Here is a 25,219-nt window from a genome sequence, read left to right on the forward strand (position 1 = left end):
CAGCGCAAGGCCGGTATACTATGGCATGCTGGCCTTTAAATACGGTGCTGTGGGTGGCCGTGTGGTGCCGGTTAAAACTGCCGCTACTACGGTTAACCAGGCCGCGCATGCTGCCGTAAAGAATGGTGTTACCTCTCTTACCCTGATCAACAAGGATGATAAAGACATCCTGTACACTGTGAAGCTGACCGGGAACGCCTCAAAAGTTACCGTGGCCAGGCTGATCGCCGCCTCTGTTACCGCTACCGATAACATCGCCTTCGGCGGGGCAAGCGTGGACGCTAAAGGTAACTTCAGCATCACCGGTACCGAAACCTTCAGCGTTAACCAAAAGTCTTTCACCATTCAGGTGCCTGCTTACAGCGCCGCTGTTGTTACCATCAACTAAAATATAAATACCCCTTATTAACTTTTGATCCCTGCGCCACGGGCCGCTCTTCCCTAAGAGTGGCCCGGAGCGCTTTACAGGGGCTATTAAAATATTTCTCGTCCTCGTTCGTCATTACTATAACAACACAAACCGGTGTTTATATCATCATGCTAATAAAAGATAGAAAGGTAGCCATAGTTGGCGGCGGGCCGGGTGGCCTTACCCTGGCAAAACTTTTGCAACTAAAAGGTGCCGCTATAAAAATTTATGAGCGCGATGCCGACAGACACGCACGGCAGCAAGGCGCAACGCTTGATCTGCATGATGAATCGGGTTTGAAAGCATTGCGCCATGCCGGGTTGATAGAAGCGTTCAAAAAACATTATCGACCGGGGGCTGATAAACTGATAGTAACGGATAAGGATCTGAATACCCGCTATACCGATCATGATGGCAGACCTGAAGGTGAATTTGGCCAGGAGCATTTCAGGCCGGAGATAGATCGCGGGCCGCTGCGCGATATATTGATAAACAGCCTTGCTGATGGTACTATTGAGTGGGACAGCCAATATGCATCGGCACAAAGGGTAAATAGTGGCTGGCAAATCAATTTTAAAAACGGAAAAACCGCAAATGCCGATATAATTATTGCCGCCGATGGGGCTAACTCGGCATTGCGGCATTTGGTAAGTGATATTAAGCCGGTTTACTCAAACGTTACCGTTATTGAGGGCAATATTTATAATGCCGCGGTAAATGTACCGGTGTTGAATGAAAGGGTAAACGGCGGTAAAATATTCGCTCTTGGTGCCGAAAAAACCATTGTGCTTAGTGCCAAGGGCGATGGGGCGCTATCATTTTATACAGGTACCCGGGAAGCGGAAGATTGGTTAACCACAAGCGGTATTGATTTTAAGGATAAGAATAGTGTTTTCGCCTGGTTTAAAACCCGCTTTGCTGACTGGAGCACACAATGGCATGAACTTTTCGCTACGGATGATATGTATGTAGTGCCGAGGCCAATGTATCATTACCCAATCGATCAGCATTGGGAAACACAGCCTGATATCACCCTTTTAGGAGATGCCGCGCACCGTATGCCGCCCTATGCCGGTGAGGGGGTTAACATGGCTATGCTGGATGCTCTTGAACTGGCCGAAGCGCTTACTGATCCGGCTTATGTAAGTGTGCAACAGGCTATAGCTGCATACGAAAAGCAAATGCTGGCCCGTGCCGCCGAGGTTACCGCCCTGACCCTCGAACAAACCGAATCCATGCACAGCCCGGGCGCGTTGGAGCACGTGCTCAACTTGTGGAATGGCGGGGAATGATCAGGCCAAATTCTGTGTAAAAAATTCGATGGTACGTTTCCAGGCCAGTTCCGCTGCGGCTTTATCGTAACGTGGTGTGGTATCATTATGAAAACCGTGGTTCACATTCTCGTAAATAAATGCCTGGTACTTTTTATGGTTGGCTTTTAGGGCAGCCTCATAAGCGGGCCAGCCTTCGGTTATGCGGGTATCAAGCGAGGCATAGTGCAGCATCAAGGGCGCTTTTATATTAGGTACATCCGCGGCGTTAGGCTGGGCGCCGTAAAAGGGTACCGCCGCCGCGAGGGCAGGTACCCGCACGGCCATCATGTTGGCAATGCCGCCGCCAAAGCAAAAGCCCACAACGCCTACCTTGCCGTTGCAATCCTTATGGTTTTTGAGGTATTCGTACGCGGCTATAAAATCTTCTTCCATTTCGCCTTTGTCGCGCTTGCTTTGCAGTGCACGGCCGTCATCGTCATTACCGGGATAGCCACCCAGCGGGGTAAGAGCATCGGGCGCTAAGGATACAAAACCGGACAGCGCGGCGCGGCGTGCCACATCCTCAATATAGGGGTTAAGACCACGGTTTTCGTGCACTACTATGATGCCGCCCAGCTTCTTTTTAGCGTCGACAGGTTTTGATAGCAGGCCTTTAATGGTACCGCCACCTTTTGGCGAGGGATAATTAATATATTCTGATTTCAGCCTCGGGTCATCAGCTTTGATCTGCACGTTACCTTTATAATCGGGCATCAAAAAACTCATTAATGAGGTTACCGTTAAACCGCCCACCGCGTACAACGACAGCTTTTGCATAAACGCGCGCCTGTCCAGCCGGTTGTGGGCATAATCATCATACAGGTCAAAAACTTCCTGCTTAATATCCTCTTTGTTGATTTGGCTCATGTTTAATAGGTTTTACTCAAATGTAGCTTTATCTGTAATGTGAAAATGTAACAGTTTTGATGACGAGAATGTTTATCGGAGCTATTTATCAGCCAGATTATTATGAAGATCTATCACCTCAATAACTTCGCATTCAGCAATAATATTGTCGCCTTCCCGAAAAAAGCCTTTTGTACCGATTTGTATTTTCTCTTGATGAAAAGGAATAGATTCCGGGTTGATGATCCACATTAAGGCTGTTCCTACGCAGGGGACAGGTATATTATCTTTTAATATGATATACCCATTTTCGTCTTCAAATTCAGGATAAATAATGTAAAGATTATTACTTTCATCGTAAGAGAAATCAAAACGGATACCCTGATAGGGTAAAGACTTGCGCCCGCCCTCTGCCTCGCTTTTAAAACGATATTTTACACGGATGTTTGGGAGGCGGCTTAACCTTTCCTGATAAGGGGTGTGCATTTACTCCCCCTTATTCTTCTTTAACCACTCCAACCTACGCTGATCGGGCAGGTGTTTCACTTTAAAATTCTCGAAACGGGCCTCAAAGCCATTGCCATCCGGACTGGCAGCCATCAGGCCAATAGTTACGGGGTGATTATCCTGCAAATGCGCGTTGCGCGACATGATGTACGTTTTATCATCAAACGAATAGAATATCTCCAGGGCATCTAACCGGCGCACTACTTTTATCCAGATGAATGGCGGCACCTTGTCAAGCGGGGTAACGCTCCAGTCGCTGGTGTGGTGGGTAACTACGCTGCTTACATTCAGTTTGCCATCAACAAACTCAACGCCGGTTTTAATATAGTTTTCGTGGTCGGTACGTATCATCATGCCCATTTGGTCAAACCGGGCTTTGTAGGCGCCAACCAGTTTTACCTTAGCCTCAAATTCGCCGCCGTAGGTGGTGTACAGGTAGGGGGCATCATCAACGGTAAAGCCATAGTGCGATATGCGCCAGTAATCGCTTTGCGGCGTTACCTGCATTATAAGGCTGTTATTTTTTATTTCCCATTTTTCGGGCTCGTTAAACCACTGCATTTTTTCGAGGGTTTGCGCCTGTGCGTTGTAAATAAAACCCGCGGCAAGCAGGCTCAGGAGTAATTTTTTCATAGTTGTGAGGTAACTGGTTTGCCGCAAATATGGGTAGTTAAAACTATTGTTTCACTATCGAAGTTATTTTAGCTGTATTATTGTTTTAAACTGAGTGCCTGATGAAGATAGCAACCTATAATGTAAATGGTGTAAACGGCCGCCTGCCTGTGCTGCTGCGCTGGCTCAACGAAAGCGCGCCCGATGTAGTTTGCCTGCAGGAGCTGAAAGCCCCGCAGGAGAAATTCCCGGAGCAGGCTATAATTGATGCCGGTTACAACGCCATATGGCACGGGCAAAAAAGCTGGAATGGCGTAGCCATACTTGCAAAAGGTATTGATATAAATGAAACCACCCGCGGACTGCCCGGCGACCCGGAAGATACCCACAGCCGCTATATTGAAGCCGAAGTAAACGGACTGACCGTTGGCTGCCTGTACCTGCCCAACGGTAATCCGGCACCGGGGCCAAAGTTCGACTATAAATTAAAATGGTTTGAGCGTTTTACCCTGCACGCTGCCGGACTACTGGCATCAAAAAAGCCTGTAATATTAACGGGCGACTACAACGTGATGCCTACCGAACTGGATGTTTACAAACCCGAACGCTGGGTAGAGGATGCGCTGTTTAGGCCGGAAACACGCGCGGCTTTTAAACAACTTGTTGATCAGGGTTGGACGGATGCGCTGCGCAAACTGTACCCCGATGAGGTGATCTATACCTTTTGGGATTATTTTCGCAACGCGTATGGCCGCAATGCCGGGCTGCGTATCGACCATTTTTTGCTGAGTCCGCAAATAGAGGGCAGGTTGGCGGCCGCCGGTGTTGATAAGCAGGTGCGCGGCTGGGAAAAAACCAGCGACCATGCCCCGGTTTGGATAGAACTAAAAGATAAATAAAACACGAAAGCCCTTACGATTAATAAGGGCTTTCGTGTTTTATATTATTATGGTGTATTTATTCAATAGTGCGCATTACACGGCTCCAGCGTATTTTATCCAATGGGCCTTTGGTGCTGTCAATACTCATAAAGGTGAGTACGGCCTTGCCCACCACATGATCCTCGGGTACAAAACCCCAGTAACGCGAATCTTCGGAATTGTGGCGGTTATCGCCCATCATCCAGTAGTAATTCATTTTAAAGGTGTAGCTGTCGGCCTTTTTGTTGTTGATGTAATAGCTGCCATTATCTTTCTTAATGGTATTATGCTCAAACAGGGTGATGTTGCGACCGTACAGGGCAACGGTTGAATCATTAAGCGTGATGGTCATGCCGCGTTTTGGTACCGTGATGGGGCCATAGTTATCCTGGTTCCAGTTATATAGTTCGCTTTGCGGATAAACGCTCAGATCCTGCTGGCCTTTTGGCTCAATAACCGGGGTGATAGATTTGATGTTGGATAAGCCCTTCAATTGGTTAAAGCTATCTGTCGGGATTATCATCACATAATCATTAGCGTTAAGCTGTCCGCGAACTTCCACGTTCAGGTCTTGCAATAGTTCGGGGTTAATGGCATTGCCATCGGTACTCACCAGCCATGAGGTTTGCGCTTTGGGGGCATTCTTTAATTCATGGCCGTTCACTACCACTTTAGTATCAACAATACTTAATACATCGCCGGGTGTTCCTACACAACGTTTAATATAATGCACACGCATATCAACCGGGTCTTTCGGTGTGCCGCCGGGGTAGTTGAACACTACAATATCACCGCGCTTTACTTCCGAAAAACCCGGCAGGCGGAAGTAAGGGAGCTTGATGGCATCCCAATAAGTTTTAATATCCGCGCTGGTTACGTGCGATTCCAGAAAGGGAATTGACAGTGGTGTGTTCGGCATACGCGCGCCATAGCTCAGCTTGCTTACAAAAAGGTAATCGCCCGTCATTTCGGTACCCTCCATGGAGCCGGAGGGGATAGCGTAGGCCGAAAACAGCAGGCCACGTACCACGGTTGATACCACCAGGGCGAACACCCCGGCATCGAGCCACTCGCGGGTGGCGCTTTTCTTTTTAGCGGGAGCTTGTTTTTTGCGCGAAAATGGGTTGAGCTTCATTATTATCAGTTTATTAAATGATATGCATTTAGATAATTTGACACACAGGATGTTACAAAAAGACCAAATATTTAATTATTATCTACTAAATCTATAGATATTATTACAATTATTTATTATCATTGCAGAAATATCACGCAACAATCACTAAATGAAACTCTTTTTACACACCAGCCACCCTGTAAAATTTCCTGCAGCCTCGCCTAAAGGCTATATGTGTTGTTGTTGATGCCCGCTCCTCTTTGCGTTAATTAATAATCACTATCACATACTATAACCACCATAATTTATAATGAAATTTTCTCGTAATGTGTTTAACGTCGTTTTAAAAACGGCTTTAATAAATTTTGCACTCTTTTTTGCGCTTGCGCAGTACGCCGTAGCGCAGGAGAATCAATTGGTTGAAATATCAGGCAAGGTTACCGACAATACCACCAAGGAGGCGTTGCCCGGTGTAAGCGTATCTATTAAAGGTACCGTATCAGGCACTACCACCAATTCGCAGGGGCGTTTCTCGCTACGCGGAAGATTAAGATTTCCGTTTACACTGGTCTTCTCAAGTGTGGGCTTCAAAACGCAGGAATTCGCGGTGAGCTCACCCGGCACAAGTTTGGATATATCGCTCACTACACAATCCATATTAGGTAACGAGGTAGTGGTATCCGCCTCAAGGGTGGAGGAGAGTATCCTGAAATCGCCGGTAGCCATTGAAAAGCTGGATGTAAGGGCCTTGAAAGAGTCGCCCGCGCCAAGTTTTTATGATGCTTTGGAGAACGTAAAAGGCGTACAGCTAACCACATCAAGCTTAACTTTTAAGGTGCCCAATACCCGCGGCTTTAACATCCCCAACAACTTCAGGTTTAAACAACTGGTTGATGGTATTGATATGGAAGCCGCAACATTGGGCGTTCCGCTTGGTAATGCCATTGGCCCTACCGAACTGGATATTGCCAGCCTGGAAGTTATCCCGGGCGCGGCATCGGCACTGTATGGCATGAACGCCATTAACGGTATGGCTTCGCTGCAAACTAAAAACCCGTTTTACTATCAGGGTTTAAGTGTATATGTTAAAAACGGTATAAACCATGTGGGTGGCACCGGTCGCGATCTGAGTAACCTGACCGAAACTGCCGTACGTTATGCCAAGGCATTCAACAATAAATTCGCTTTTAAGGTTAACGTGAGTTACCTGCGTGGTACAGATTGGGTGTCGGACACGCGCCGCGATCAAAACCCGAACAACCTGGTTACCGCCAACCCCAACTATCCGGAGCTTGCCGCCAACAACCCGGCTTATGACGGCTGGAACAAGTATGGCGATGAAAGCAACAATGCCGTAACGGTAAGTGGCATCAACTATAATGGTAATGCTGGTCAATCATTCATCGTTCGCCGTACCGGTTATAACGAGCGTGACATTGTGAGCCCGATAGTTGACAACCTTAAACTGGACGGATCACTGCATTACAAGGTGGCTAATAATGCCGAACTATCATACGGTTACCGTTATGGTAAAATGGATGGTGTTTTTCAACGGGGCAACAAAATTCAACTGGATAACGTGGTGGTGCAAAACCACAAACTGGAGTTAAAGGGAGCCGATTATTTTGTGCGCACCTATATGTCGGTTGAAAACTCGGGCGACTCGTACAATGTAAAACCGATGGCCGATAACCTTGATATTGTTAGCGGCGGCACCAATGCCGCGTGGGGGGCTAAATTTAAAACCGCTTTACAAACCGCGCTTGATGCCAATACCCCGCTTGCGGATGCCATGGTTGTTGCCCGTACCGCTGCCGATGCTGGCCGTGTAATACCCGGTACGCCTGAATTTGACGCGCTGAAAAGCCGCATACGCAGTGTTAATAACTGGGATTATAATGCCACTACAAAAATTGGTGGTGCCGCGCTGATCCAAAAAAGCCGCACCTACCATGCCGATGCGCAGTATGATTTTACTGATAAGATAAAATGGTTCAACCTGCTGGTGGGTGCCGATTTCAGGGAGTACTCCATCATTCCGGATGGTAATAACTTTGTTGATTTTTCGCGCCCTATTGCCGAACGTAACCAGCCATTGCCCGATGGCAGCTATGGCAGCAATGTACATTATACCAAAGTGGGTGCCTTCGCGCAGATCACAAAAACCTTTTTCGAGGAAAAGTTAAAAATATTCGGCTCACTGCGTTTGGATTATAACAAGGAGTTCGACCCAAAGCTTAACCCCCGTATAGCGGCGGTGTATACCCTTGCCGAAAAGCATAATTTCCGGGTGTCATACCAAAATGGTTTCCGTTTCCCGGCCTTGTTTGAGGCACTATCATTTGTTAATAATGGCAACGTGCGCCGCATAGGTGGCCTGCCTTATATTAATGAGGGCTTGAACTACCTGGATAATTCGTACACACTGGCCTCTATCAACAATTTTAATGCTGCTGTTAATACCGAAGTAGCCAACAGCAATGGTACCGTTACCCGTAACCAGGCCGCGCTAAATAACCGCAACTTATTACAGGTAACCAACCTGGGTACAACCCAGCCCGAGCAGATCAACTCGTTCGAGGCAGGTTACAAGGCTTTGTTGTTTGATAATAAAGTAGTAATTGATATTGATGGCTACTTAAATAAATACACCGGCTTTTTAGGCCAGGTTGAAGTTGCCGTGCCATACCAAAATGCTGCCGATGGCGGCGGTACTTTAGCTACACAGGCACAGGTAGGCAGCGATCAGGCGGTTATTGCCGCACTTGCCGAAAACCGTACCGCGCAGCAAACCCGTTATCGCGTGTACACCAATGCTAAAAATACCTATACCAATTACGGCTCGTCATTAGGGTTAACCTATAACTTTTACAAACGCTACACCGTGAGCGGTAACCTGGCTTACAACAATATTAAAGGCAATGAAAGTGCCGATATCTTCGTAACAGGCTTTAATACGCCAAAATGGGTAACCAACGTATCATTAGCTAACCGCGAGGTGGTAAAAAACCTGGGCTTTAACGTAGTTTACCGTTACCAAAATTCGTTTTTGTGGGAGAGCCCGCTGGCCAATGGTACCGTGCCGGCCATCAATACGTTTGATGCGCAGGTATCATACAAAGTGCCTACGGCTAAGGCAACCATTAAACTGGGCGGATCGAACATATTTAACCGTAAATATTACCAGTACGCGGCAGGGCCAACCATTGGCGGCCTGTATTACATAGCGGTAACTTTTGATGGGCTTGATCTGTAAACTAAACAACTAAATAACAGGGGCGGTGCTGCAAAGTGCCGCCTTTTTTGTTTTTGGTAGCTAAAGGTTTATACTAAAAATAAAGTTCGGTTAAAACAAATTGGTGTAACGCTTGTAATGTTCGTGCCGTTGATTTAGGATCGGGCAGGTGCAGGCTGCAAGAGGTGGCCATCAGCACTTGCCCTTCTTTTTCGTACTTTTGAAAAATTTTACCTGTTGACCGTAATTGCTAAAAAATTGTTCTCGTGGCTAATCAAGGCTGCTATCCTCGGGCTTGCCGCGTGGTTCATTTATCATAAATTCCTCACCAAGAATAGTGATCTGGAGGAATTCGGTATCAAAATTTCAAAACTAACCAACGGGCAGGTTATCGGTACGCTAACGTCGGTATCCATATTGATGCTGCTTAACTGGACGCTTGAGGCACTTAAATGGCAGTACGTTAGCCGCAAGCTCATCAATATATCCATATGGAAAGCGCTCGAATCTGTATTCTGCGGACTAACCTGGGCTATATTTACACCCAATAGGGTGGGCGAATATGGCGGGCGCATTATGTTTTTACCTAACCGTAAACGGATACATGGCTTGTTTGCCATGGTAGTGGGCAGCCTGGGCCAAAATTTAATTACCAATATTTTAGGCCTTGCCGGAACCTTGTGGTTTATTTATACATATAAGGAGAAGATGCACATTGGCGAGCCGTTTTTTTGGTGCATTGCGGTGTTGGTTATAGCTTTTTTGTTTTTGCTGATATTGTTCTATTTTAACATTGAGTGGATGGTAACCCTGCTGAGCAAAATAAAGTTCATCAAAAAGTACGAGCGCTTTTTTAACATTATGGCCAGGTACAATACTGACGAATTGCTGAACATCCTGTGGTACTCGGTAGCGCGATTTATAGTATTTACCATGCAGTACTATTTACTGATACATTTGCTGCTGCCGCAACTGGGGTTATTTACTATTGTGATGATGGTGTTTACCTTCCTTATCATCCAGTCGGCATTGCCATCGCTGGATATTTTTGATATTGGCGTACGCAGTTTTACCGCTACCAGCCTGTTTGCTTACGTAACAAACGAACAATTGGCCGTGGTTGCCTGTGTATCTATTATATGGCTTATCAACCTGATCATCCCCGCGGTGATAGGTTGTTTTTTTGTACTTAAATTAAAATTCTTTGACCGTTATGCATAGTATCATATCCATGCTGCTCACCGGTATTTACCTGTGTGTGCTTATCTACCTTATAAAAGGCTGGGCTATGCTTAAACGGGCTAAACCATCATTAAAATCCTTTAAAACAAAGGTAACCATACTGATAGCCGCCCGTAATGAAGAAGCAGGCATCCACCTTACCATTGAGGATTTACTGGCGCAGGATTACCCAAAGCATCTTACCGAAATAATTATTGTTGACGATCACTCCACCGACCGTACTGCCGATATCATCCGCAGTTATGCCGGTCAAGGTGTAAAGCTTTACCAAATGCGTGCCGGTGAGGCGCTCAACTCCTATAAAAAAGCCGCCATTGCCGAAGCCATTGCCCTATCTACCGGCGAGCTGATGGTAGCTACGGATGCTGATTGCCGCATGGGCAGCAAATGGTTATCATCAGTAGTCTCTTACTATGAAACGGAGAACCCGGTCATGATCTCGTCGCCGGTTACCTATTTCCAGGAAAAATCATTGTTCGAGCTGCTGCAAACGTTGGAGTTCTCGTACCTGATCGGTATCGGCGCGGCATTCATTGGTAACGGGCGCGCCTCAACTTGTAACGGCGCCAATTTTGCCTACCGTAAGGATGTATTTTATGAGGTAGATGGCTTTAAAGGCATTGATGATCTGGCATCAGGCGATGATGAATTACTGCTGCAAAAAGTGGCCGAAGTTTATCCCGGCAGGATAGGTTTTTTAAAAAACCGCGAGGCTATTGTTTATACCCATGCCAAACCAACATTGGAGGATTTTTTACAGCAACGCCGCCGCTGGGCATCAAAATCAACCCGGTATAAGGATAAAAAGATAGTAGCCATGGCTGTGTGTATCTGGCTGTTCAATGTATCGCTGCTGGCTAATGCACTGCTGGGCTTTTATGATATTTTCTTTTTTAAATTGTTCTGTGTGCAGTTTGCCTTGAAGTATTTGTTCGAAACCATATTCCTGCTACCGATCACCTCATTTTGGAAAAGGCCGGGATTGGTTGGCCTGTTGATATTGCTATCGCCAATACATATATTATACTTTGTTTACGTGGGATTGATGGGCAATACCCGCAAATACGCCTGGAAAGGGCGTTTAGTACGTTAATTTGTAATCTAAATATAAACTATGGCACCCGTAACTGTATCAATAAGGCCTTTTATTGGCGCAAAGGATTTTGAGCAATCAAAAGCATTTTACCGCGAACTGGGTTTTGAGGAGCACAGCATCGACGCAAAAATGTCATTACTGCAACTGAACGGCCTTGCCTTTTACCTGCAGGATTATTACGCCAAAGAATGGGTGGAAAACACCATGGTGTTTTTCGAGGTAAAAAGTGCCGCCGAATGGTTTGAACATCTGCAAAGCCTCAATCTGGAAAATAAATACCCCGGCGTAAAGCTGGTACCCCTGCGCCACGAGCATTGGGGACAGGAGTGTATGGTGTTAGACCCTGCGGGGGTGCTCGTACACTTCGGTAATTTTTATCGATAGGTCTAAGATAAAAATCTATTAGGATCGACGTATAGATTAAAATGCGTATTAACTTCGGAATGGTGAGTTATTTGTATTTCAATGTTTGACAGCATTTCTGCAATCCTTCTTGAGTTAGTTTTTGGGGTTTTAATTGCTAATTTGATAGTCTCTTCGTTATAATCGTTAAACACTTTGTCTCTAACTTCATGTAGTAATTTTATGCATTGCTGGTATGTCAAGCCTTGCATGAATATATCATTGAAAGAATTATTATTAATAGCATAGGTCTCAAGCTTTGTTATGAGATCTAAATTAAGTCGGCGGCCAAATTCAAACTTTTCAAGCAGAATTTGATTAATTTCATTAACAGGTACTAAAATTTGTTTCCGATAAGTTGAGACTGCTATTACAGTCGCTAACACAGTACAAAAAAGAGTTATAGCTTCTATCATGATAAAGTTTATGTCAAACAATTATAATTAAATAGATCGACTAATTTAGCTAATTAATTTAGCAAAATAAATATATTTACAACTCAAAAAACCTTTGTACAATGAGCAAACAACCCCACCGCTGCGCCTGGCCTGGCACTGATGAATTATATATAAAATATCATGATGAAGAATGGGGTAAGGAGGTACATGATGATAAGATCTTCTTCGAGTTTTTGCTATTGGAATCCGCGCAGGCAGGCCTGAGCTGGATAACCATACTTCGCCGCCGCGAAAATTACCGCAAGGCCTTCGCTAATTTTGATGTAAAAAAGGTAGCCGCATTTACAGATGATGATGTGTCACGCTTATTGGCTGATGAAGGCATTATCCGTAACCGTTTAAAAATTACAACGTCAATTACCAATGCCCAACTGTTTATGAACATACAAAAGGAGTTCGGCTCGTTTGATAAGTATCTGTACAGCTTTATGCCCGGTAGCAAGGCCATCAACAAACCACCGCAGGGCGGCATCCCGGTTAGTACAGCCGAAAGTGACGCGATAAGCAAGGATATGAAAAAGCGCGGCTTTAAATTCTTCGGCACCACCATTTGCTACGCCTTTATGCAGGCCACCGGCATGGTGAATGATCATGTGCTGAGCTGTGATTTCAGGTAGGTGTTTAGTGATTGGTAGTGTTCAGAGAGTAGTATCAAGTAATAAAATAATAAGCCACCCTCTTTGCGCAGCAGAGAGGGGTGACCAGCGCAGCGCAGTCGGGGTGAGTCATTACTGAGCGCAGCGATGACAGGGTGAGTAAAATATTGTACTTTTGAACTGATCGGTGAAATCACCCTGAATCAGTGAAATCATATTTATGAAAAAACTTTTTTTATTGGATGGCATGGCGCTTATTTACCGCGCCCACTTTGCGTTAAGTAAAAACCCGAGGTTTACTTCGGGCGGAATGAACACATCGGCGGTGATGGGTTTTACCAATACCCTGCTTGATGTATTGCGTAAAGAAAAGCCAACCCACATGGCCGTGGTATTTGATACCGATGCGCCCACCGAACGCCACACCGAATTTGAAGCCTACAAGGCTCACCGCGAGGCCATGCCGGAGGATCTTTCAAAGGCACTCCCTTACGTTATCAAAGTAATATTGGGCTTTAACATCCCGGTAATTACGTCGGATGGGTATGAGGCTGATGATATTATAGGCACCCTCGCCAAAAAAGCCGAACAAAAAGGCTACCAGGTATATTGCATGACGCCCGATAAAGACTTTGCACAACTGGTAAGCGAAAACATCTTCATATACAAACCTGCCCGTATGGGTAATGATATGGAGATATTAGGCGTGAAGGAAGTACTGGCCAAATGGGAGATAGAGCGTGTTGAGCAGGTGATTGACATACTTGGCCTTTGGGGCGATGCCGTTGATAATATTCCCGGCATCCCCGGAATTGGCGAAAAAACATCAAAAACACTGATTAAACAATATGGCTCGATGGAGAACATCATCGCCCATAGCCATGAGCTGAAAGGTAAACTCAGGGAAAACGTTGAAACCTATGCCGAACAGGGGCTGCTCTCAAAAAAGCTGGCAACCATTATGCTGAACGCCCCGGTTGAACTGGATGAGGAGGGTTTGGAGATATGCGCGCCAAGCCGCGACCTGCTGGAGCCTATATTTGCTGAACTGGAGTTTCGCACCTTAGGCAGGCGCGTGTTTGGCGAGGAGTACAGCATTACCGAAATGAAAGCCGCGTCGGTACAAACCGATCTGTTTGGCAACCCGGTTAATGGCGGCTATACCAGCCTTACCGTTAATATTACCGATATTAAAGAGCCCGAGACCCCGGCCATCGCTAAAAATATAGATAATACGGATCACCAGTACCACTTGGCTGATACTTATGAAAAACGTGCCGAGCTGATCGCCCTGCTTAAAAAGCAGAAAGATATTTGCTTTGATACCGAAACTACCGGTACCGATGCTAACAATTGCGAGCTGGTAGGCTTGTCGTTCGCCGTTAAGGCAGGTGAGGCATGGTATATTCCTGTCCCGGCCGATCAGGCGGAAACGCAGGCTATCGTAAATGAGTTTAAGGAAGTGTTTGAGGACGAAAGCATCGGCAAAACAGGGCAAAACATCAAGTTTGACGTGATGGTTCTCAAATGGTATAACATCAACGTTAGGGGTAACCTGTTTGATACCATGCTGGCGCACTACGTGCTCGACCCGGATACCAGGCATAGTATGGATATACTGGCTGAAAACTACCTGAGCTACACCCCGGTTTCCATTACATCGCTTATTGGCCCTAAAGGGAAAAACCAGGGCAATATGCGCGATGTAGAGATTGAAAAGATAAAGGATTATGCTGCCGAAGATGCCGACATCACCCTGCAGTTAAAACAGGTATTTGAGCCGCAAATTATACAGGCTGAGGCTGAGAAGCTGATCAACGAGATTGAGCACCCGCTGGTATATGTGCTGGCTGATATGGAGTGTGAAGGTGTGAAGATCGATCAGGATACATTAAAAGAATTTTCAAAAGACCTGACCACAGACTTAGCTAAGCTCGAGGCCGTGGTTTACGAAAAGGCGGGTGTGCGTTTCAACATATCATCGCCAAAGCAATTAGGCGAAGTGTTGTTTGAAAAATTACAGCTCGACCCGAAAGCCAAAAAAACCAAAACCGGCCAGTATCAAACCGGCGAGGATGTGCTGTTAGCTTTAGCTGCGAAGAGCGATATTGTTAAGGATATTCTGGATTTCAGGCAGTTGCTTAAGCTAAAATCAACTTATGTTGATGCCCTGCCGCTCATGATCAACCCTAAGACAGGCCGTGTGCATACCTCATACAATCAGGCAGTGGCGGCAACGGGGCGTTTAAGCTCGCAAAACCCTAACCTGCAAAATATACCTATCCGTACCGAGCGTGGCCGGGAGGTGCGTAAGGCCTTTATACCGCGCGATAGCGGGCATACCATCATCTCTGCCGATTACTCGCAGATTGAACTGCGTATCATCGCCGAGATCAGCAAAGATGAGAACATGATGCAGGCCTTTTTAGATAACATCGATATTCACACGGCTACAGCGGCCAACGTTTATGGTGTGCCGGTTGCCGAGGTTGATAGTACCCAGCGCCGTAATGCCAAGGCGGTAAACTTTGGTATTATCTATGGTCAGTCGGCTTTTGGGTTATCACAAAATCTGGGTATACCGCGTAAGGAGGCTGCTGAGATCATTGAGCAATATTTTATCCAGTTCCCCGGCATTAAGCGCTACATGGCCGATACCATGAACTTTGCCCGTGAAAATGGGTATGTAAACACGCTGATGGGTCGCCGCCGTTACCTGCGCGATATTAATTCGGCCAATGCAACCGTACGTGGTTTCGCGGAGCGAAATGCGATCAATGCCCCGATACAGGGCTCGGCTGCGGATATGATCAAGATAGCCATGATCAATATACACCGCGAAATAAAAGCGCAAAATCTGCAAGGCAAAATGACCATGCAGGTGCATGATGAGTTGGTGTTTGACGTGCCCCACCACGAGGTAGAGCTGATTAAGCCCATCATTATGGAAAACATGAAGAACGCCATAAAAACCGAAGTGCCCATTATTGTAGAAATAGGCAGCGGCAGCAACTGGCTGGAGGCGCATTGATGAATTGAGAGGGGTACTTGTCACCCTGAGCTTGTCGAAGGTTTGCGCGCGCGGAGGGTAAGTAGTTAGTGCTTCGACAAGCTCAGCATGACAGGATGGTTAAACTTACAGTCGGGCCTTGTCACCCTGAGCTTGTCGAAGGGTTACGTGTGGTGGGCATAGTACGTTAATGCTTCGACAAGCTCAGCATGACATCAACACAAATTTAATCGACACCGGTTCATTGATTATTAATTTTTATTTACTTTGAAGCCATGACCATCGATCATCTATACCAGCTATATACCAAGCACCCTGTTATTAGTACCGATACCCGCCGTATTGCGCCGGGTAGCCTGTTTTTTGCCTTAAAAGGCGATAAGTTTGATGCAAATACCTTTGCGGCACAAGCCATTGAGGCCGGGGCGGCTTACGCGGTGATTGATAATGCGCATTATCGCGTTAGCGAACAATATATACTGGTTGATGATGTGCTGGATACCTTGCAGGATCTGGCCCGCTACCATCGTAAGCAACTGAATATTCCGGTAGTTGGTTTAACGGGCACTAATGGTAAAACCACTACTAAGGAGCTGATTAACGCCGTGCTGTTGCAGCATTTTAACACACTGGCCACGCAGGGTAACCTGAATAACCATATCGGTGTGCCGCTAACCATTTTAAGCATTACCGCAGAGCATGAGGCCGCCGTAATTGAGATGGGCGCCAATCACCAAAAGGAGATAGAAATGCTCTGCACCATTTCGCAGCCTACACATGGCCTCATAACCAATGTGGGCAAAGCGCACCTGGAAGGTTTTGGCGGTGTTGAAGGCGTAAAAATTGCCAAAGGCGAACTGTATGATTACCTGGCCTCGCACGGCGCTAATGTATTCATCAACGCTGATGATGCTACATTGCAGCAAATGGCTGCTAAACGCACGTTTAAAAAGCAGTTATTTTATGGTACGCAGAGTGATGATAGCCTGATTACCGGTAAGCTGATCGAAAACTCACCGCACCTGGTGCTGGAGTGGCACGAAAAGGGTTCGTCAAAAACGCATACCGTAAAATCAAACCTGACGGGTGTTTACAATCTTGATAATATTTTGGCTGCCATTTGCATTGGTACTTATTTAGGGCTCAACCCAACCGAGATCAACAAAGGTTTGGAAGGTTATCAGCCTAAAAACAACCGCTCGCAAATTGTGAAAACCGCTACCAATACCCTTATTTGCGATTATTACAATGCCAACCCCAGCAGCATGGCGGTGGCCATTGAAAATGTAGACAAAATAGCTGCCGAAAAAAAGGTACTCATATTGGGTGATATGTTTGAGATGGGCGACGATGCCCCCGCCGAGCATTTAGCTATTATTGAAAAGGCTGAAGCGGCGAACGTGCACGAACGTATTTTTATTGGCAACGAGTTTTACACTGCCAGGGCATCACATGCAGGGCAATACTTTAAAACTGCCGAGGATGCTATTGCTGCTTTGCAGGCTTATCCTATTTCTAATGCAACTATACTCATCAAAGGCTCACGCGGAATGGCGCTGGAACGCTTGGTGGCTTTATTTTAGTACTCGGTATCACAAATAATCGATTCTTTTTGGTTTGCATTGTTATGTTTAATCATGTAGTTTAGACATTTCTAAACCATAACCAATGCGTAAACTATTAATTATGACCTGTATAGCGGCATGTGGCTATACAGCAACGGCTCAGCGTGTACAAATGCCGCAAGCCAAATTCAGCAAAGGCAACGAGGCCGCCTGGCGTGATCCCGGCTTTAACGATGCATCGTGGCAAAGCCTCAAAACCAGTAGCTTTTGGGAGAAACAAGGCATTGATTACAATGGCTATGCCTGGTACCGTATTCATGTAAACATCCCTTCATCATTAAAAACCAAATCGGCACTTAAAGATACGCTGCTGCTTAACCTGGCCTATATTGATGATTGCGATGAGGTGTTCTTTAACGGCAAAAAGGTAGGTCAAACCGGTCGTTTCCCCGAAGAGCAAGGCGGCTACTCTACCGCTTATTCAAAGGAGCGTGCCTATCGCCTGGCTTTAAAGGATCTGACAATAAACTGGGATAAAGAGAACGTAATTGCCGTTAAGGTATATGACGGTGATGGCGACGGCGGTATAGGCAATGGCACGCCTTACATTACCATACTTGATTATATTGATAACATAGTCATTAACACCAACAACAACTTTACGTTTGCTGATGGTAATGTGAAAAAGGTAGTGAAGGTAATTAACAAAAATAAAGAGGCTGTTAAAGGTTTATTCACGGTGAGTGCTAAAGATGAGGAAACCGGGAAAATAATATTCTCTAAAGAGTATGGCATTGGCTTTTTAGATAAAAGCGAATCGCCTAAAGAATACGTTGATATGCCCGTTGAGATTGCAGGGAAGCCGGGCATTACCCTCACTTATAAATTTACCGAGCAAAAAACCGGTAAAAGCATCATCGCTACCGAGCAGCCTCCGTATATATTAACCCCTAAAGCACCCGAAACACCACGTATAAACGGGGCACAGGTAACCGGTGTAAGGCCAAATTCTCCGCTGATATACAAGGTAGCCGCGACAGGAAAAAAGCCACTAACATACTCCGCAGTGCAGTTGCCCGAAGGTTTGAAACTTGATGCCGCTACCGGGATCATCACAGGGGCAGTAGCTAAGGCAGGAGATTATCCGGTAAAAATTAGCGTAAAAAACACATTGGGTACCACCAGCCGTACACTCACCATTAAGGTAGGAGATTTGCTGGCACTTACGCCTGCCATGGGCTGGAATAGCTGGAACTGCTGGGGCCTGTCGGTAACGGCTGATAAGGTAAAAAGCTCGGCACAGGCGCTTATTGATAAGGGTTTGATTGACCACGGCTGGACCTACATTAACGTTGATGATGCCTGGGAAGCACCTGCCCGTGCTGCCGATGGTACAATAGTGACCAATGAAAAATTCCCGGATATGAAAGCTTTGGGCGATTGGCTGCATAGTCACGGACTAAAATTTGGTATCTATTCATCACCGGGCAGGCTTACTTGCGGTGGTTACTTAGGTTCGCTGGGCCATGAGTTGCAGGATGCCGAAACGTATAACAAATGGGGCGTTGATTACCTGAAACACGACTGGTGCTCGTACAGTGAAGTGGCCGGCAGCGATACCTCGCTCGAAACCTTTATGAAGCCTTACCGTGTTATGCAAAAAGCCTTACGCGCGCAGCCTCGTGATATTTACTATAGCCTTTGCCAGTACGGCATGAAAGATGTTTGGAAATGGGGCCCGCAGGTTGATGCCAATAGCTGGCGTACCACAGGCGATATTACCGACACCTGGGAAAGCCTGCACGAGATAGGCTTCCGTCAGTATAAAATATCTGAATACGCCAAACCAGGCCGCTGGAACGACCCGGATATGCTGATTGTAGGCAAGGTAGGCTGGAGCGGTAGTTTACGCAATACCCGTTTAACACCCGATGAGCAATACACCCACATCAGCCTGTGGAGCTTGCTGGCCTCACCCTTGCTAATAGGTTGCGATATTGTCCAGATGGACGACTTTACCCTCAACCTGCTCACCAACGATGAGGTAATTGCCGTTAACCAGGATGTACTGGGTAAACAAGCCCGCCGCGTATTGGCCAAGGATAATTACGAGGTTTATGTTAAGGAGCTTGCCGATGGCAGCAAAGCGGTAGGTTTCTTTAATCTGAGTGATAAGTACCGCAGCATTTCTGTAAACCCATCTGACATTGGTTTAAGCCCTGCAGCGCAGGTGCGTGATGTATGGCGGCAAAAGGATTTAGGTAAAGCCGCAAGCGGTTTTAGCTATAAACTTGCGCCGCACGGGGTAATGATGATCAAAGTAAAAAGTTAATCAATATGCACAACAGGCATCATATGCAAATAGCTATATTTGTGTATGATGCCTGTTTTTCCCACCCAATACTCCACTTTATCGGCCGTTGCCTTAAACAGTGCCCTGCAGGAGAGTTATGGCTTACCGGGCACCACCTGCCGCCTGCTTATTCGCAATGTGAGTGATACCTATTTACTGGAGAGCGCTGCCAATAAATACATCTTTAAAATATACCGCGACTTTCACCGTAAACGGGATGAGATCAAAGCCGAGGTAGAACTGCTCAACATCCTGAAATCCGCAGGGGTAAAAGTATCCTATCCGCTAACAGATAAAAGCGGGCATCAGCTACAGGAGTTTAACGCAGCCGAGGGTATACGCTATGGCGTATTGTTCAGCTTCGCGAAGGGAGAGCCGGTATATGACCTTTCGTCGGAACACCTGAAGACACTTGGGCATGAGATGGCGCATTTTCATAACATCAGCAGTAAAACCAAACTGCAATACCCACGGCCTGAGTTTACGGTTGATACGATGTTGCTGCAACCGGTTAAAGTAGTTGCCCCGGCTTTTAAGAATCTGCCTGATGAATACGCGCTGCTCAAAGAGTTATCAGCCAAAGTAGCCGACAAGATTAAGAGCTTTGATACCTCGAAATTCAGCTACGGTTATTGCCATTACGATTTTTTACCCAAGAACTTCCATTTTGAGAATGCCCACACCCTTACCTTTTTCGATTTTGATTTTTGCGGATGGGGGATGCTGGCCAATGACATAGCCTCATTTTACGTGCATTATTTCATGGAAACAACCCTCAATAAGATCACGAAAGAAAGAGGCGAGGCTGACTTTCAGTTATTTATTGATGCCTACCGCGAAGTGCGCCCTTTTACTGAGGAAGAACTGGAGGCTGTGCCCTACCTGGGTTTTGCCTTTTGGGTGTTTTACCTGCGTTTTCAGTTTGAGAACTACGATGATTGGTCGAACTCCTTTTTTAACGACCGCTTTTTGCGCGAACGCATACGTATACTAAAGCTTTGGGCTGATCGGCACTTAATTTTTAAGGCTAAAGTTGGCCGGTTTGATTAATGGCATTTTCTTGCTTAATTTGTTTATTCGATCTAAATAAACATTCATGAAAAAATTATACATCCTTTTACTGGTTCAGTTGATATGTGTGGGTGCTATGGCCCAATCAAAGCTGGAGCAGGACAGGCAGGCAATCCGTGCGCTGGCAGGCTATTATAAAGTTACCTTTAATTATGCCGAAACCTTTGCGCCCGATACCGCTTACAAGTTCCATCCGCGTTATCATTCATGGGGGTACGAATGGGCGGTTATTGAGGAGGATTCGCCTAAAAAAATTGTGATACAGCACCTGCTGGTAGTGGGCGATAGCATGGTGATCAAACACTGGCGCGAGGATTGGCAATATGAGGAGCCGACTATGTTATCCTTCGATCAGGGTAATACCTGGAAAAAGGTAACGCTTAAACCAGCCGAGGTAAAAGGCCGCTGGGTACAAAAGGTATTTCAGGTTGATGATAGTCCGCGGTATGAGAGTATAGGTACCTGGGTGCATGTTGATGGCCGCCACCAATGGCAAAGCGAAACCGATTCGCCGCTGCCACGCCGTGAATTCACTAAACGTAGCGATTATAATGTACTACGCCGTACCAACCGTGTGTACCTGACACCGGAGGGCTGGATGTTTGAGCAGGATAATAAGAAGATCATCCGCTCGGCAACCGGCGATAAGCTGTTGGCACAGGAAAAAGGCTATGAAGAATTTACCAGGGCCGACGAAAAGGAATTTGCCTATGCTAAACAATGGTGGGCCGGGCAAAAAGGTTACTGGGCCGATGTGCGCAAAGTATGGGATGATCTGTACGCTAAGAATGCCACCGTTAAAATAAACCAAAAGGTTGACGGCAAAATATTGTTTGAAAAGCTTTTTGAGCTGGGCGATCAGTCCGTAAAAGAAAAATGGGATTCAGCCAAAAACAAACAGGAAGCCGAGAAAGCTATTAAGGCGCACTTAGCATCTTAGTAAGAAGTAGCAGTGGCGGTTGCAGTAGTAGTTTAATGGAGTATTGCTCGCTGCAACCGCCAATAGGGTAACTGTATTCAGCTTGATAATTTACTTACGCAGTATTTTTTCCATGGCTTTGCCCTTGGCCAGCTCATCGATCAGTTTATCCAGGTAACGAACCTTTTGCATCAGCGGGTCTTCAATATCTTCAACCCTATAGCCGCAAATTATACCGGTTATTTTTGCAACATTAGGGTTGAGTTTTGGTGCCTGCGTAAAAAAAGTTTCAAAATCGGTTTTGTCATCAATCACTGATTGCAGTATTTGTTCGTTATACCCCGTAAGCCAGAAGATGATCTCGTCTACCTCGGCCTTGGTGCGCCCCTTTTTCTCCGCCTTGTTAATATAATGCGGGTAAACACTGGCGAACGACATTCTGTAAACCCTTTCGTTGTTTGTCATATTAGCACGTTCAAGAAAGTTAGCATTATTATAAACTATTGCCCGAACATGCCACCCAGCCCGCCGAACATGTCTTTGGCTATGGCAGCGGTTTCGGCCTGGCTAACGTTGTCGGCTTGCTCAATGGCCTTGTTAAGGGCAACCACTAATAGTTCTTCCACTTCTTCCTTATCGGCATCGGCGTAAAACGCTTCGTCAATAGTAACCGATTGAATTACTTTGTTGCCATTGGCTGTTACGGTTATCTTTCCGCCCTCGGCAGTGCCGGTTACGGTGATGCCGTCTAATCTCTTTTTTACTTCGCCAGCCTTTTGCTGGGCCTCAAATAATTTATCAAACATAAGTTCTGAATTTTATCAGGTCATTGCGAGCGGCAGCGAAGCAATCTTCAGGATACTCCCGTGGACAGGCTGCTTTGGGATTGCTTCGTACCTCGCAATGACGTGTTTGTGTTTTATCTATATTTTGTTATCCTGTCATTTCGAGCGATAGCGAGAAATCTGCTCGTGTTCTTAGCCCGGCAACAGATTTCTCCTCGTACCTCGTTCGAAATGACAAGTTTTTTCAGTGTATGTATAATTCATGTCATTGCGAGCGACAGCGAAGCAATCTCTTCAGCATATTCCTGTGGACAGGCTGCTTGGGGATTGCTTCGTACCTGGCAATGACGCGTTTTTGTAAAATCTTTCCCCCTTCGTCTATGCAACAAGTTATTATTCAAAAACCCCCTTTAGGGGCTGGGGGCTCCTAATCCTCTGCCGCGTCGCCTTGCCCGGTATACGCGTTTTTACGTACAATAGGCATGCCTGTTATTTTAAACAGGTCATCAAGCTGCAGCAAACTACCGTTAGCTAAGTTAGATAACAACACAATGGTGACATCGTTTTTAAGATCACGTAAATAAATGTGCCTGAAACCATGCCACCAACCGGTATGGTAAGCCACTTTTTGGCCGGGGCCGTCAAACGTACGCCAGCCGTAGCCGTAGCTAAAGTGACCGCGCAGCAAGGGGTTATGCGCAGTATATGCCGAATCCTGTGTTTCTTTTTTCAGCAGGATGCCCGCGCGCAAAGCACGGTCAAACAAAAACAGATCAGCTACGGTGCTGTAAATGCCCTTATCGCCTACAGGGCCATCCAAAAAATTTTGCACTACCGAGTAGCGCCACTGCCCGCGATCATGCCCTACCACATCAACCGGAATTTTTTCATACACTGCTTTTGAATACACCGCCGTATGGTGCATGCCTGCCGGATCGAATATGTTTTCTTTCATAAACTCGGCATAGCTTTTACCGCTAACTTTTTCAATAATGGCACCCAGTACCATGTAGTTGGAGTTGTTGTATAAAAAGCGCTTGTTTGGCGTATTAAATGGCGCGGGTTTATATTGGGCTATCAAGTCCATGGCATCCTTATTGGTAAGCCCTTTGCGTTGATCGCGGTGTTCCTTACGGTACAGGTCATCAATAAAGTAAACATAGTTCATCATGCCCGAGCGGTGAGTAAGCAGCAGGCGTATGGTAACACCGTCATATGGAAAATTCGAAAAAAAGGCCTTTACATCCTGATCGAGCTTAATTTTACCCTGCTCTATCAGCATCATAATGGCGGTGCCCGTCATGGTTTTGGTGATGGATGCCAACTCGAACTTTGAGCCGAGCTCAAGGCTGTCGCGTATCAGGTAATTGGCCCAGCCGAATGATTTTTCATAGATGATCTTGCCTTTTTTAGCAACCAGTACGTTGCCGTTAAAGCCACGCTTTTTATGCAGGGCCTGCATAAACTCATCTATCTTTTTATCTTCCTTTTTGGGGTCGTATTTTAAAAGGGCTACGGTATCAAAGTTTACCTTTTCGCCGTCGCGGGTGGTGGCTTTCTTTTTGTCGGAAGAGCACGAAGCAAACAACAGCAGGCACAATGCGGGGGTAAAAACGCACTTAATCACAAATCTCATATACAATATATATCCAGTCGATAAAACGAGGGAGAAAAATAGAAATTATACAGCAGCTAAATAATAAATGTTTTTAAATATTATTAACATTATAGTAACCGGCAGTTTATTACAGTTGCGCAGTGTAAATATTTGTTTATTAAATAAATGCCTGCAAGGTAACTTAAACACGTTTTTTGTACAATTGTAATATGAAGTTCACCAAAGCCCCGCATGGCCTTATTACCATACTTGCCTTATTTGTAGTACTTAGCGGTTGCTATGAAAAACCGAAGAAAAAGGTAGATGTTAAGCCATCATTTAAAAAAGTATGGGGTATAAAATATACCGAGATAAAGCGCTGGCTTGCCAATGGGCTTACATTTGATAAGGGCGGTTACCAACTCGAGCCGGAGTGGCTCATGTCATTCCCTTCGGATGATTCGGCCAATATATACAGCCCGGAGCGTAAGGTATTCTACAACTTCCCGGTAACGTACGATCATGATTCGATAGTGAACATGGCACGTAGCTGGCTGCGCGTTAAAAAGGTAAGCAAGGATAGCCTGGTATTCCAGATCCTGAAAGTAGAGGGTACCACCATTTATTTGGAGGATTCAAAGTTTTACATGACCTTGTATGCCGACGATTACATTAAAAACGTGCTGAAAACGGATGCCAAAACACTGATGCGCCCCTCAAAGGCGGATACGGCATTCATCAGGGCGCGGTCTGAATATGTGAATACCCATCCGGATACGGCCTTTGCCGCGCGCGAGCCGGCACAGTTCATCAGCAAAAGCCCTAATGTAAAGGTAGAAAAGGTTGAAGTACATGCGGAGGCCATTCGTTTTGATAATGTTGACCCGCAGGACGCCTATATGTATCCGGAATACAATATCACCATAAAAAAGGCTTACAGCGATTTTAAGTTTACCTTTGCCGCCTTTGTTGATGGCAGCGGCGGCTTGCATTTTGATAAACCCCTGATTGCCATTATGCCCGATGATTACGAGCAAAAGGTAAAGGTAATGAAGGGTGTAATGGATGGCTACCTTAAACTGTACCTCACAACCCTGCCCGGCACCACGTTGGGTATACCGCATACCAGCCGGGTAACGCTGCGTGTAAAAGGTATAAAAGGCTAA

At 46.0% G+C, this 25,219-nt stretch carries 22 protein-coding genes; 14 read left to right on the forward strand and 8 right to left on the reverse strand.

What is annotated here, in order from left to right; translation table 11 throughout:
- Both LJ707_RS19085 and LJ707_RS19090 read left to right on the forward strand, forming a co-directional pair.
- Positions 1-388 (forward strand): glycosyl hydrolase family protein (locus LJ707_RS19085; protein ID WP_228953161.1); only part of this gene is annotated, 388 nt, incomplete at its 5' end.
- A gap of 149 nt (positions 389-537) precedes the next feature.
- Entirely contained in the window at positions 538-1,701 is a 1,164-nt protein-coding gene (locus LJ707_RS19090) for an NAD(P)/FAD-dependent oxidoreductase (RefSeq protein WP_228954097.1), read from the forward strand.
- On the opposite strand, the gene LJ707_RS19095 is transcribed toward LJ707_RS19090, so the two are convergent.
- From LJ707_RS19095 to LJ707_RS19105, 3 genes are all read right to left on the reverse strand, one after another.
- Positions 1,702-2,589, reverse strand: a complete 888-nt coding sequence (locus LJ707_RS19095; protein ID WP_228954098.1) for a dienelactone hydrolase family protein — start codon at positions 2,587-2,589, stop codon at positions 1,702-1,704.
- Between the two features lie 81 nt (positions 2,590-2,670).
- On the reverse strand, positions 2,671-3,054 hold the full coding sequence (locus tag LJ707_RS19100; RefSeq protein WP_228954100.1) for a hypothetical protein: 384 nt from the start codon (positions 3,052-3,054) through the stop codon (positions 2,671-2,673).
- Positions 3,055-3,708 carry a DUF1349 domain-containing protein gene (locus LJ707_RS19105; RefSeq protein ID WP_228954102.1) on the reverse strand — a complete coding sequence of 218 codons (654 nt, stop codon included), beginning with the start codon at positions 3,706-3,708 and terminating at the stop codon, positions 3,055-3,057.
- 101 nt (positions 3,709-3,809) lie between these two features.
- On the opposite strand from LJ707_RS19105, the gene xth reads away from it, so the two are divergent.
- On the forward strand, positions 3,810-4,586 hold the full coding sequence (gene xth, locus LJ707_RS19110) for an exodeoxyribonuclease III (protein ID WP_228954104.1): 777 nt from the start codon (positions 3,810-3,812) through the stop codon (positions 4,584-4,586).
- Between the two features lie 58 nt (positions 4,587-4,644).
- On the opposite strand, the gene lepB is transcribed toward xth, so the two are convergent.
- The gene (lepB, locus tag LJ707_RS19115; RefSeq protein WP_228954106.1) at positions 4,645-5,742 is read right to left on the reverse strand and encodes a signal peptidase I; all 1,098 of its coding nucleotides are present in this window, start codon (positions 5,740-5,742) and stop codon (positions 4,645-4,647) included.
- Between the two features lie 292 nt (positions 5,743-6,034).
- On the opposite strand from lepB, the gene LJ707_RS19120 reads away from it, so the two are divergent.
- From LJ707_RS19120 to LJ707_RS19135, 4 genes are all read left to right on the forward strand, one after another.
- Positions 6,035-8,980 carry a TonB-dependent receptor gene (locus tag LJ707_RS19120; RefSeq protein ID WP_228954108.1) on the forward strand — a complete coding sequence of 982 codons (2,946 nt, stop codon included), beginning with the start codon at positions 6,035-6,037 and terminating at the stop codon, positions 8,978-8,980.
- 216 nt (positions 8,981-9,196) lie between these two features.
- Complete coding sequence (locus LJ707_RS19125) at positions 9,197-10,180, forward strand: lysylphosphatidylglycerol synthase domain-containing protein (RefSeq protein ID WP_228954110.1); 984 nt, start codon at positions 9,197-9,199, stop codon at positions 10,178-10,180.
- Positions 10,173-11,294 carry a glycosyltransferase gene (locus LJ707_RS19130; protein ID WP_228954112.1) on the forward strand — a complete coding sequence of 374 codons (1,122 nt, stop codon included), beginning with the start codon at positions 10,173-10,175 and terminating at the stop codon, positions 11,292-11,294. The genes LJ707_RS19125 and LJ707_RS19130 overlap by 8 nt, the downstream gene beginning before the upstream one ends.
- A gap of 21 nt (positions 11,295-11,315) precedes the next feature.
- Positions 11,316-11,681, forward strand: a complete 366-nt coding sequence (locus LJ707_RS19135) for a glyoxalase (protein WP_228954114.1) — start codon at positions 11,316-11,318, stop codon at positions 11,679-11,681.
- A 2-nt stretch (positions 11,682-11,683) separates the two neighbouring features.
- Here the strand turns inward: LJ707_RS19135 and LJ707_RS19140 are convergent, their stop codons facing one another.
- Positions 11,684-12,115 (reverse strand): hypothetical protein, encoded by a 432-nt coding sequence (locus LJ707_RS19140; protein ID WP_228954116.1) that lies wholly within the window; start codon positions 12,113-12,115, stop codon positions 11,684-11,686.
- 101 nt (positions 12,116-12,216) lie between these two features.
- On the opposite strand from LJ707_RS19140, the gene LJ707_RS19145 reads away from it, so the two are divergent.
- The 6 genes from LJ707_RS19145 to LJ707_RS19170 all read left to right on the forward strand — a co-directional run bounded on the left by LJ707_RS19145 (position 12,217) and on the right by LJ707_RS19170 (position 21,692).
- Positions 12,217-12,774 (forward strand): DNA-3-methyladenine glycosylase I, encoded by a 558-nt coding sequence (locus tag LJ707_RS19145; RefSeq protein WP_228954118.1) that lies wholly within the window; start codon positions 12,217-12,219, stop codon positions 12,772-12,774.
- Positions 12,775-12,973: 199 nt separating this feature from the next.
- Entirely contained in the window at positions 12,974-15,784 is a 2,811-nt protein-coding gene (gene polA / locus LJ707_RS19150; protein ID WP_228954121.1) for a DNA polymerase I, read from the forward strand.
- Positions 15,785-16,038: 254 nt separating this feature from the next.
- On the forward strand, positions 16,039-17,346 hold the full coding sequence (murF, locus tag LJ707_RS19155) for a UDP-N-acetylmuramoyl-tripeptide--D-alanyl-D-alanine ligase (RefSeq protein WP_228954124.1): 1,308 nt from the start codon (positions 16,039-16,041) through the stop codon (positions 17,344-17,346).
- Between the two features lie 85 nt (positions 17,347-17,431).
- Positions 17,432-19,660 (forward strand): putative Ig domain-containing protein, encoded by a 2,229-nt coding sequence (locus tag LJ707_RS19160; RefSeq protein ID WP_228954126.1) that lies wholly within the window; start codon positions 17,432-17,434, stop codon positions 19,658-19,660.
- A gap of 45 nt (positions 19,661-19,705) precedes the next feature.
- Positions 19,706-20,731, forward strand: a complete 1,026-nt coding sequence (locus LJ707_RS19165; RefSeq protein ID WP_228954128.1) for a phosphotransferase enzyme family protein — start codon at positions 19,706-19,708, stop codon at positions 20,729-20,731.
- Between the two features lie 46 nt (positions 20,732-20,777).
- Positions 20,778-21,692, forward strand: coding sequence for a DUF6607 family protein (locus tag LJ707_RS19170; RefSeq protein ID WP_228954131.1), 915 nt, complete (start codon positions 20,778-20,780; stop codon positions 21,690-21,692).
- A gap of 90 nt (positions 21,693-21,782) precedes the next feature.
- On the opposite strand, the gene LJ707_RS19175 is transcribed toward LJ707_RS19170, so the two are convergent.
- The 3 genes from LJ707_RS19175 to LJ707_RS19185 all read right to left on the reverse strand — a co-directional run bounded on the left by LJ707_RS19175 (position 21,783) and on the right by LJ707_RS19185 (position 24,092).
- Positions 21,783-22,136, reverse strand: coding sequence for a DUF2200 domain-containing protein (locus LJ707_RS19175; RefSeq protein WP_228954133.1), 354 nt, complete (start codon positions 22,134-22,136; stop codon positions 21,783-21,785).
- Positions 22,137-22,171: 35 nt separating this feature from the next.
- The gene (locus tag LJ707_RS19180) at positions 22,172-22,477 is read right to left on the reverse strand and encodes a YbaB/EbfC family nucleoid-associated protein (RefSeq protein WP_228954136.1); all 306 of its coding nucleotides are present in this window, start codon (positions 22,475-22,477) and stop codon (positions 22,172-22,174) included.
- 406 nt (positions 22,478-22,883) lie between these two features.
- Positions 22,884-24,092 carry a serine hydrolase gene (locus tag LJ707_RS19185; RefSeq protein WP_228954138.1) on the reverse strand — a complete coding sequence of 403 codons (1,209 nt, stop codon included), beginning with the start codon at positions 24,090-24,092 and terminating at the stop codon, positions 22,884-22,886.
- A 191-nt stretch (positions 24,093-24,283) separates the two neighbouring features.
- Between LJ707_RS19185 and LJ707_RS19190 the strand changes: the two genes are divergently transcribed.
- Positions 24,284-25,219 carry a hypothetical protein gene (locus LJ707_RS19190; protein ID WP_228954140.1) on the forward strand — a complete coding sequence of 312 codons (936 nt, stop codon included), beginning with the start codon at positions 24,284-24,286 and terminating at the stop codon, positions 25,217-25,219.

Source organism: Mucilaginibacter sp. UR6-1 (genome assembly GCF_020880975.1).
Classification (GTDB): Bacteria; Bacteroidota; Bacteroidia; order Sphingobacteriales; family Sphingobacteriaceae; genus Mucilaginibacter.

Excerpts from the sequence above, each read along its gene's own strand:
- LJ707_RS19090 (WP_228954097.1), top strand. The coding sequence starts at position 538 with ATGCTAATAAAAGATAGAAAGGTAGCCATAGTTGGCGGCGGGCCGGGT.
- LJ707_RS19095 (WP_228954098.1), bottom strand. The coding sequence starts at position 2,589 with ATGAGCCAAATCAACAAAGAGGATATTAAGCAGGAAGTTTTTGACCTG.
- LJ707_RS19100 (WP_228954100.1), bottom strand. The coding sequence starts at position 3,054 with ATGCACACCCCTTATCAGGAAAGGTTAAGCCGCCTCCCAAACATCCGT.
- LJ707_RS19105 (WP_228954102.1), bottom strand. The coding sequence starts at position 3,708 with ATGAAAAAATTACTCCTGAGCCTGCTTGCCGCGGGTTTTATTTACAAC.
- xth (WP_228954104.1), top strand. The coding sequence starts at position 3,810 with ATGAAGATAGCAACCTATAATGTAAATGGTGTAAACGGCCGCCTGCCT.
- lepB (WP_228954106.1), bottom strand. The coding sequence starts at position 5,742 with ATGAAGCTCAACCCATTTTCGCGCAAAAAACAAGCTCCCGCTAAAAAG.
- LJ707_RS19120 (WP_228954108.1), top strand. The coding sequence starts at position 6,035 with ATGAAATTTTCTCGTAATGTGTTTAACGTCGTTTTAAAAACGGCTTTA.
- LJ707_RS19130 (WP_228954112.1), top strand. The coding sequence starts at position 10,173 with ATGCATAGTATCATATCCATGCTGCTCACCGGTATTTACCTGTGTGTG.
- LJ707_RS19135 (WP_228954114.1), top strand. The coding sequence starts at position 11,316 with ATGGCACCCGTAACTGTATCAATAAGGCCTTTTATTGGCGCAAAGGAT.
- LJ707_RS19140 (WP_228954116.1), bottom strand. The coding sequence starts at position 12,115 with ATGATAGAAGCTATAACTCTTTTTTGTACTGTGTTAGCGACTGTAATA.
- LJ707_RS19145 (WP_228954118.1), top strand. The coding sequence starts at position 12,217 with ATGAGCAAACAACCCCACCGCTGCGCCTGGCCTGGCACTGATGAATTA.
- polA (WP_228954121.1), top strand. The coding sequence starts at position 12,974 with ATGAAAAAACTTTTTTTATTGGATGGCATGGCGCTTATTTACCGCGCC.
- murF (WP_228954124.1), top strand. The coding sequence starts at position 16,039 with ATGACCATCGATCATCTATACCAGCTATATACCAAGCACCCTGTTATT.
- LJ707_RS19160 (WP_228954126.1), top strand. The coding sequence starts at position 17,432 with ATGCGTAAACTATTAATTATGACCTGTATAGCGGCATGTGGCTATACA.
- LJ707_RS19165 (WP_228954128.1), top strand. The coding sequence starts at position 19,706 with ATGATGCCTGTTTTTCCCACCCAATACTCCACTTTATCGGCCGTTGCC.
- LJ707_RS19170 (WP_228954131.1), top strand. The coding sequence starts at position 20,778 with ATGAAAAAATTATACATCCTTTTACTGGTTCAGTTGATATGTGTGGGT.
- LJ707_RS19175 (WP_228954133.1), bottom strand. The coding sequence starts at position 22,136 with ATGACAAACAACGAAAGGGTTTACAGAATGTCGTTCGCCAGTGTTTAC.
- LJ707_RS19180 (WP_228954136.1), bottom strand. The coding sequence starts at position 22,477 with ATGTTTGATAAATTATTTGAGGCCCAGCAAAAGGCTGGCGAAGTAAAA.
- LJ707_RS19185 (WP_228954138.1), bottom strand. The coding sequence starts at position 24,092 with ATGAGATTTGTGATTAAGTGCGTTTTTACCCCCGCATTGTGCCTGCTG.
- LJ707_RS19190 (WP_228954140.1), top strand. The coding sequence starts at position 24,284 with ATGAAGTTCACCAAAGCCCCGCATGGCCTTATTACCATACTTGCCTTA.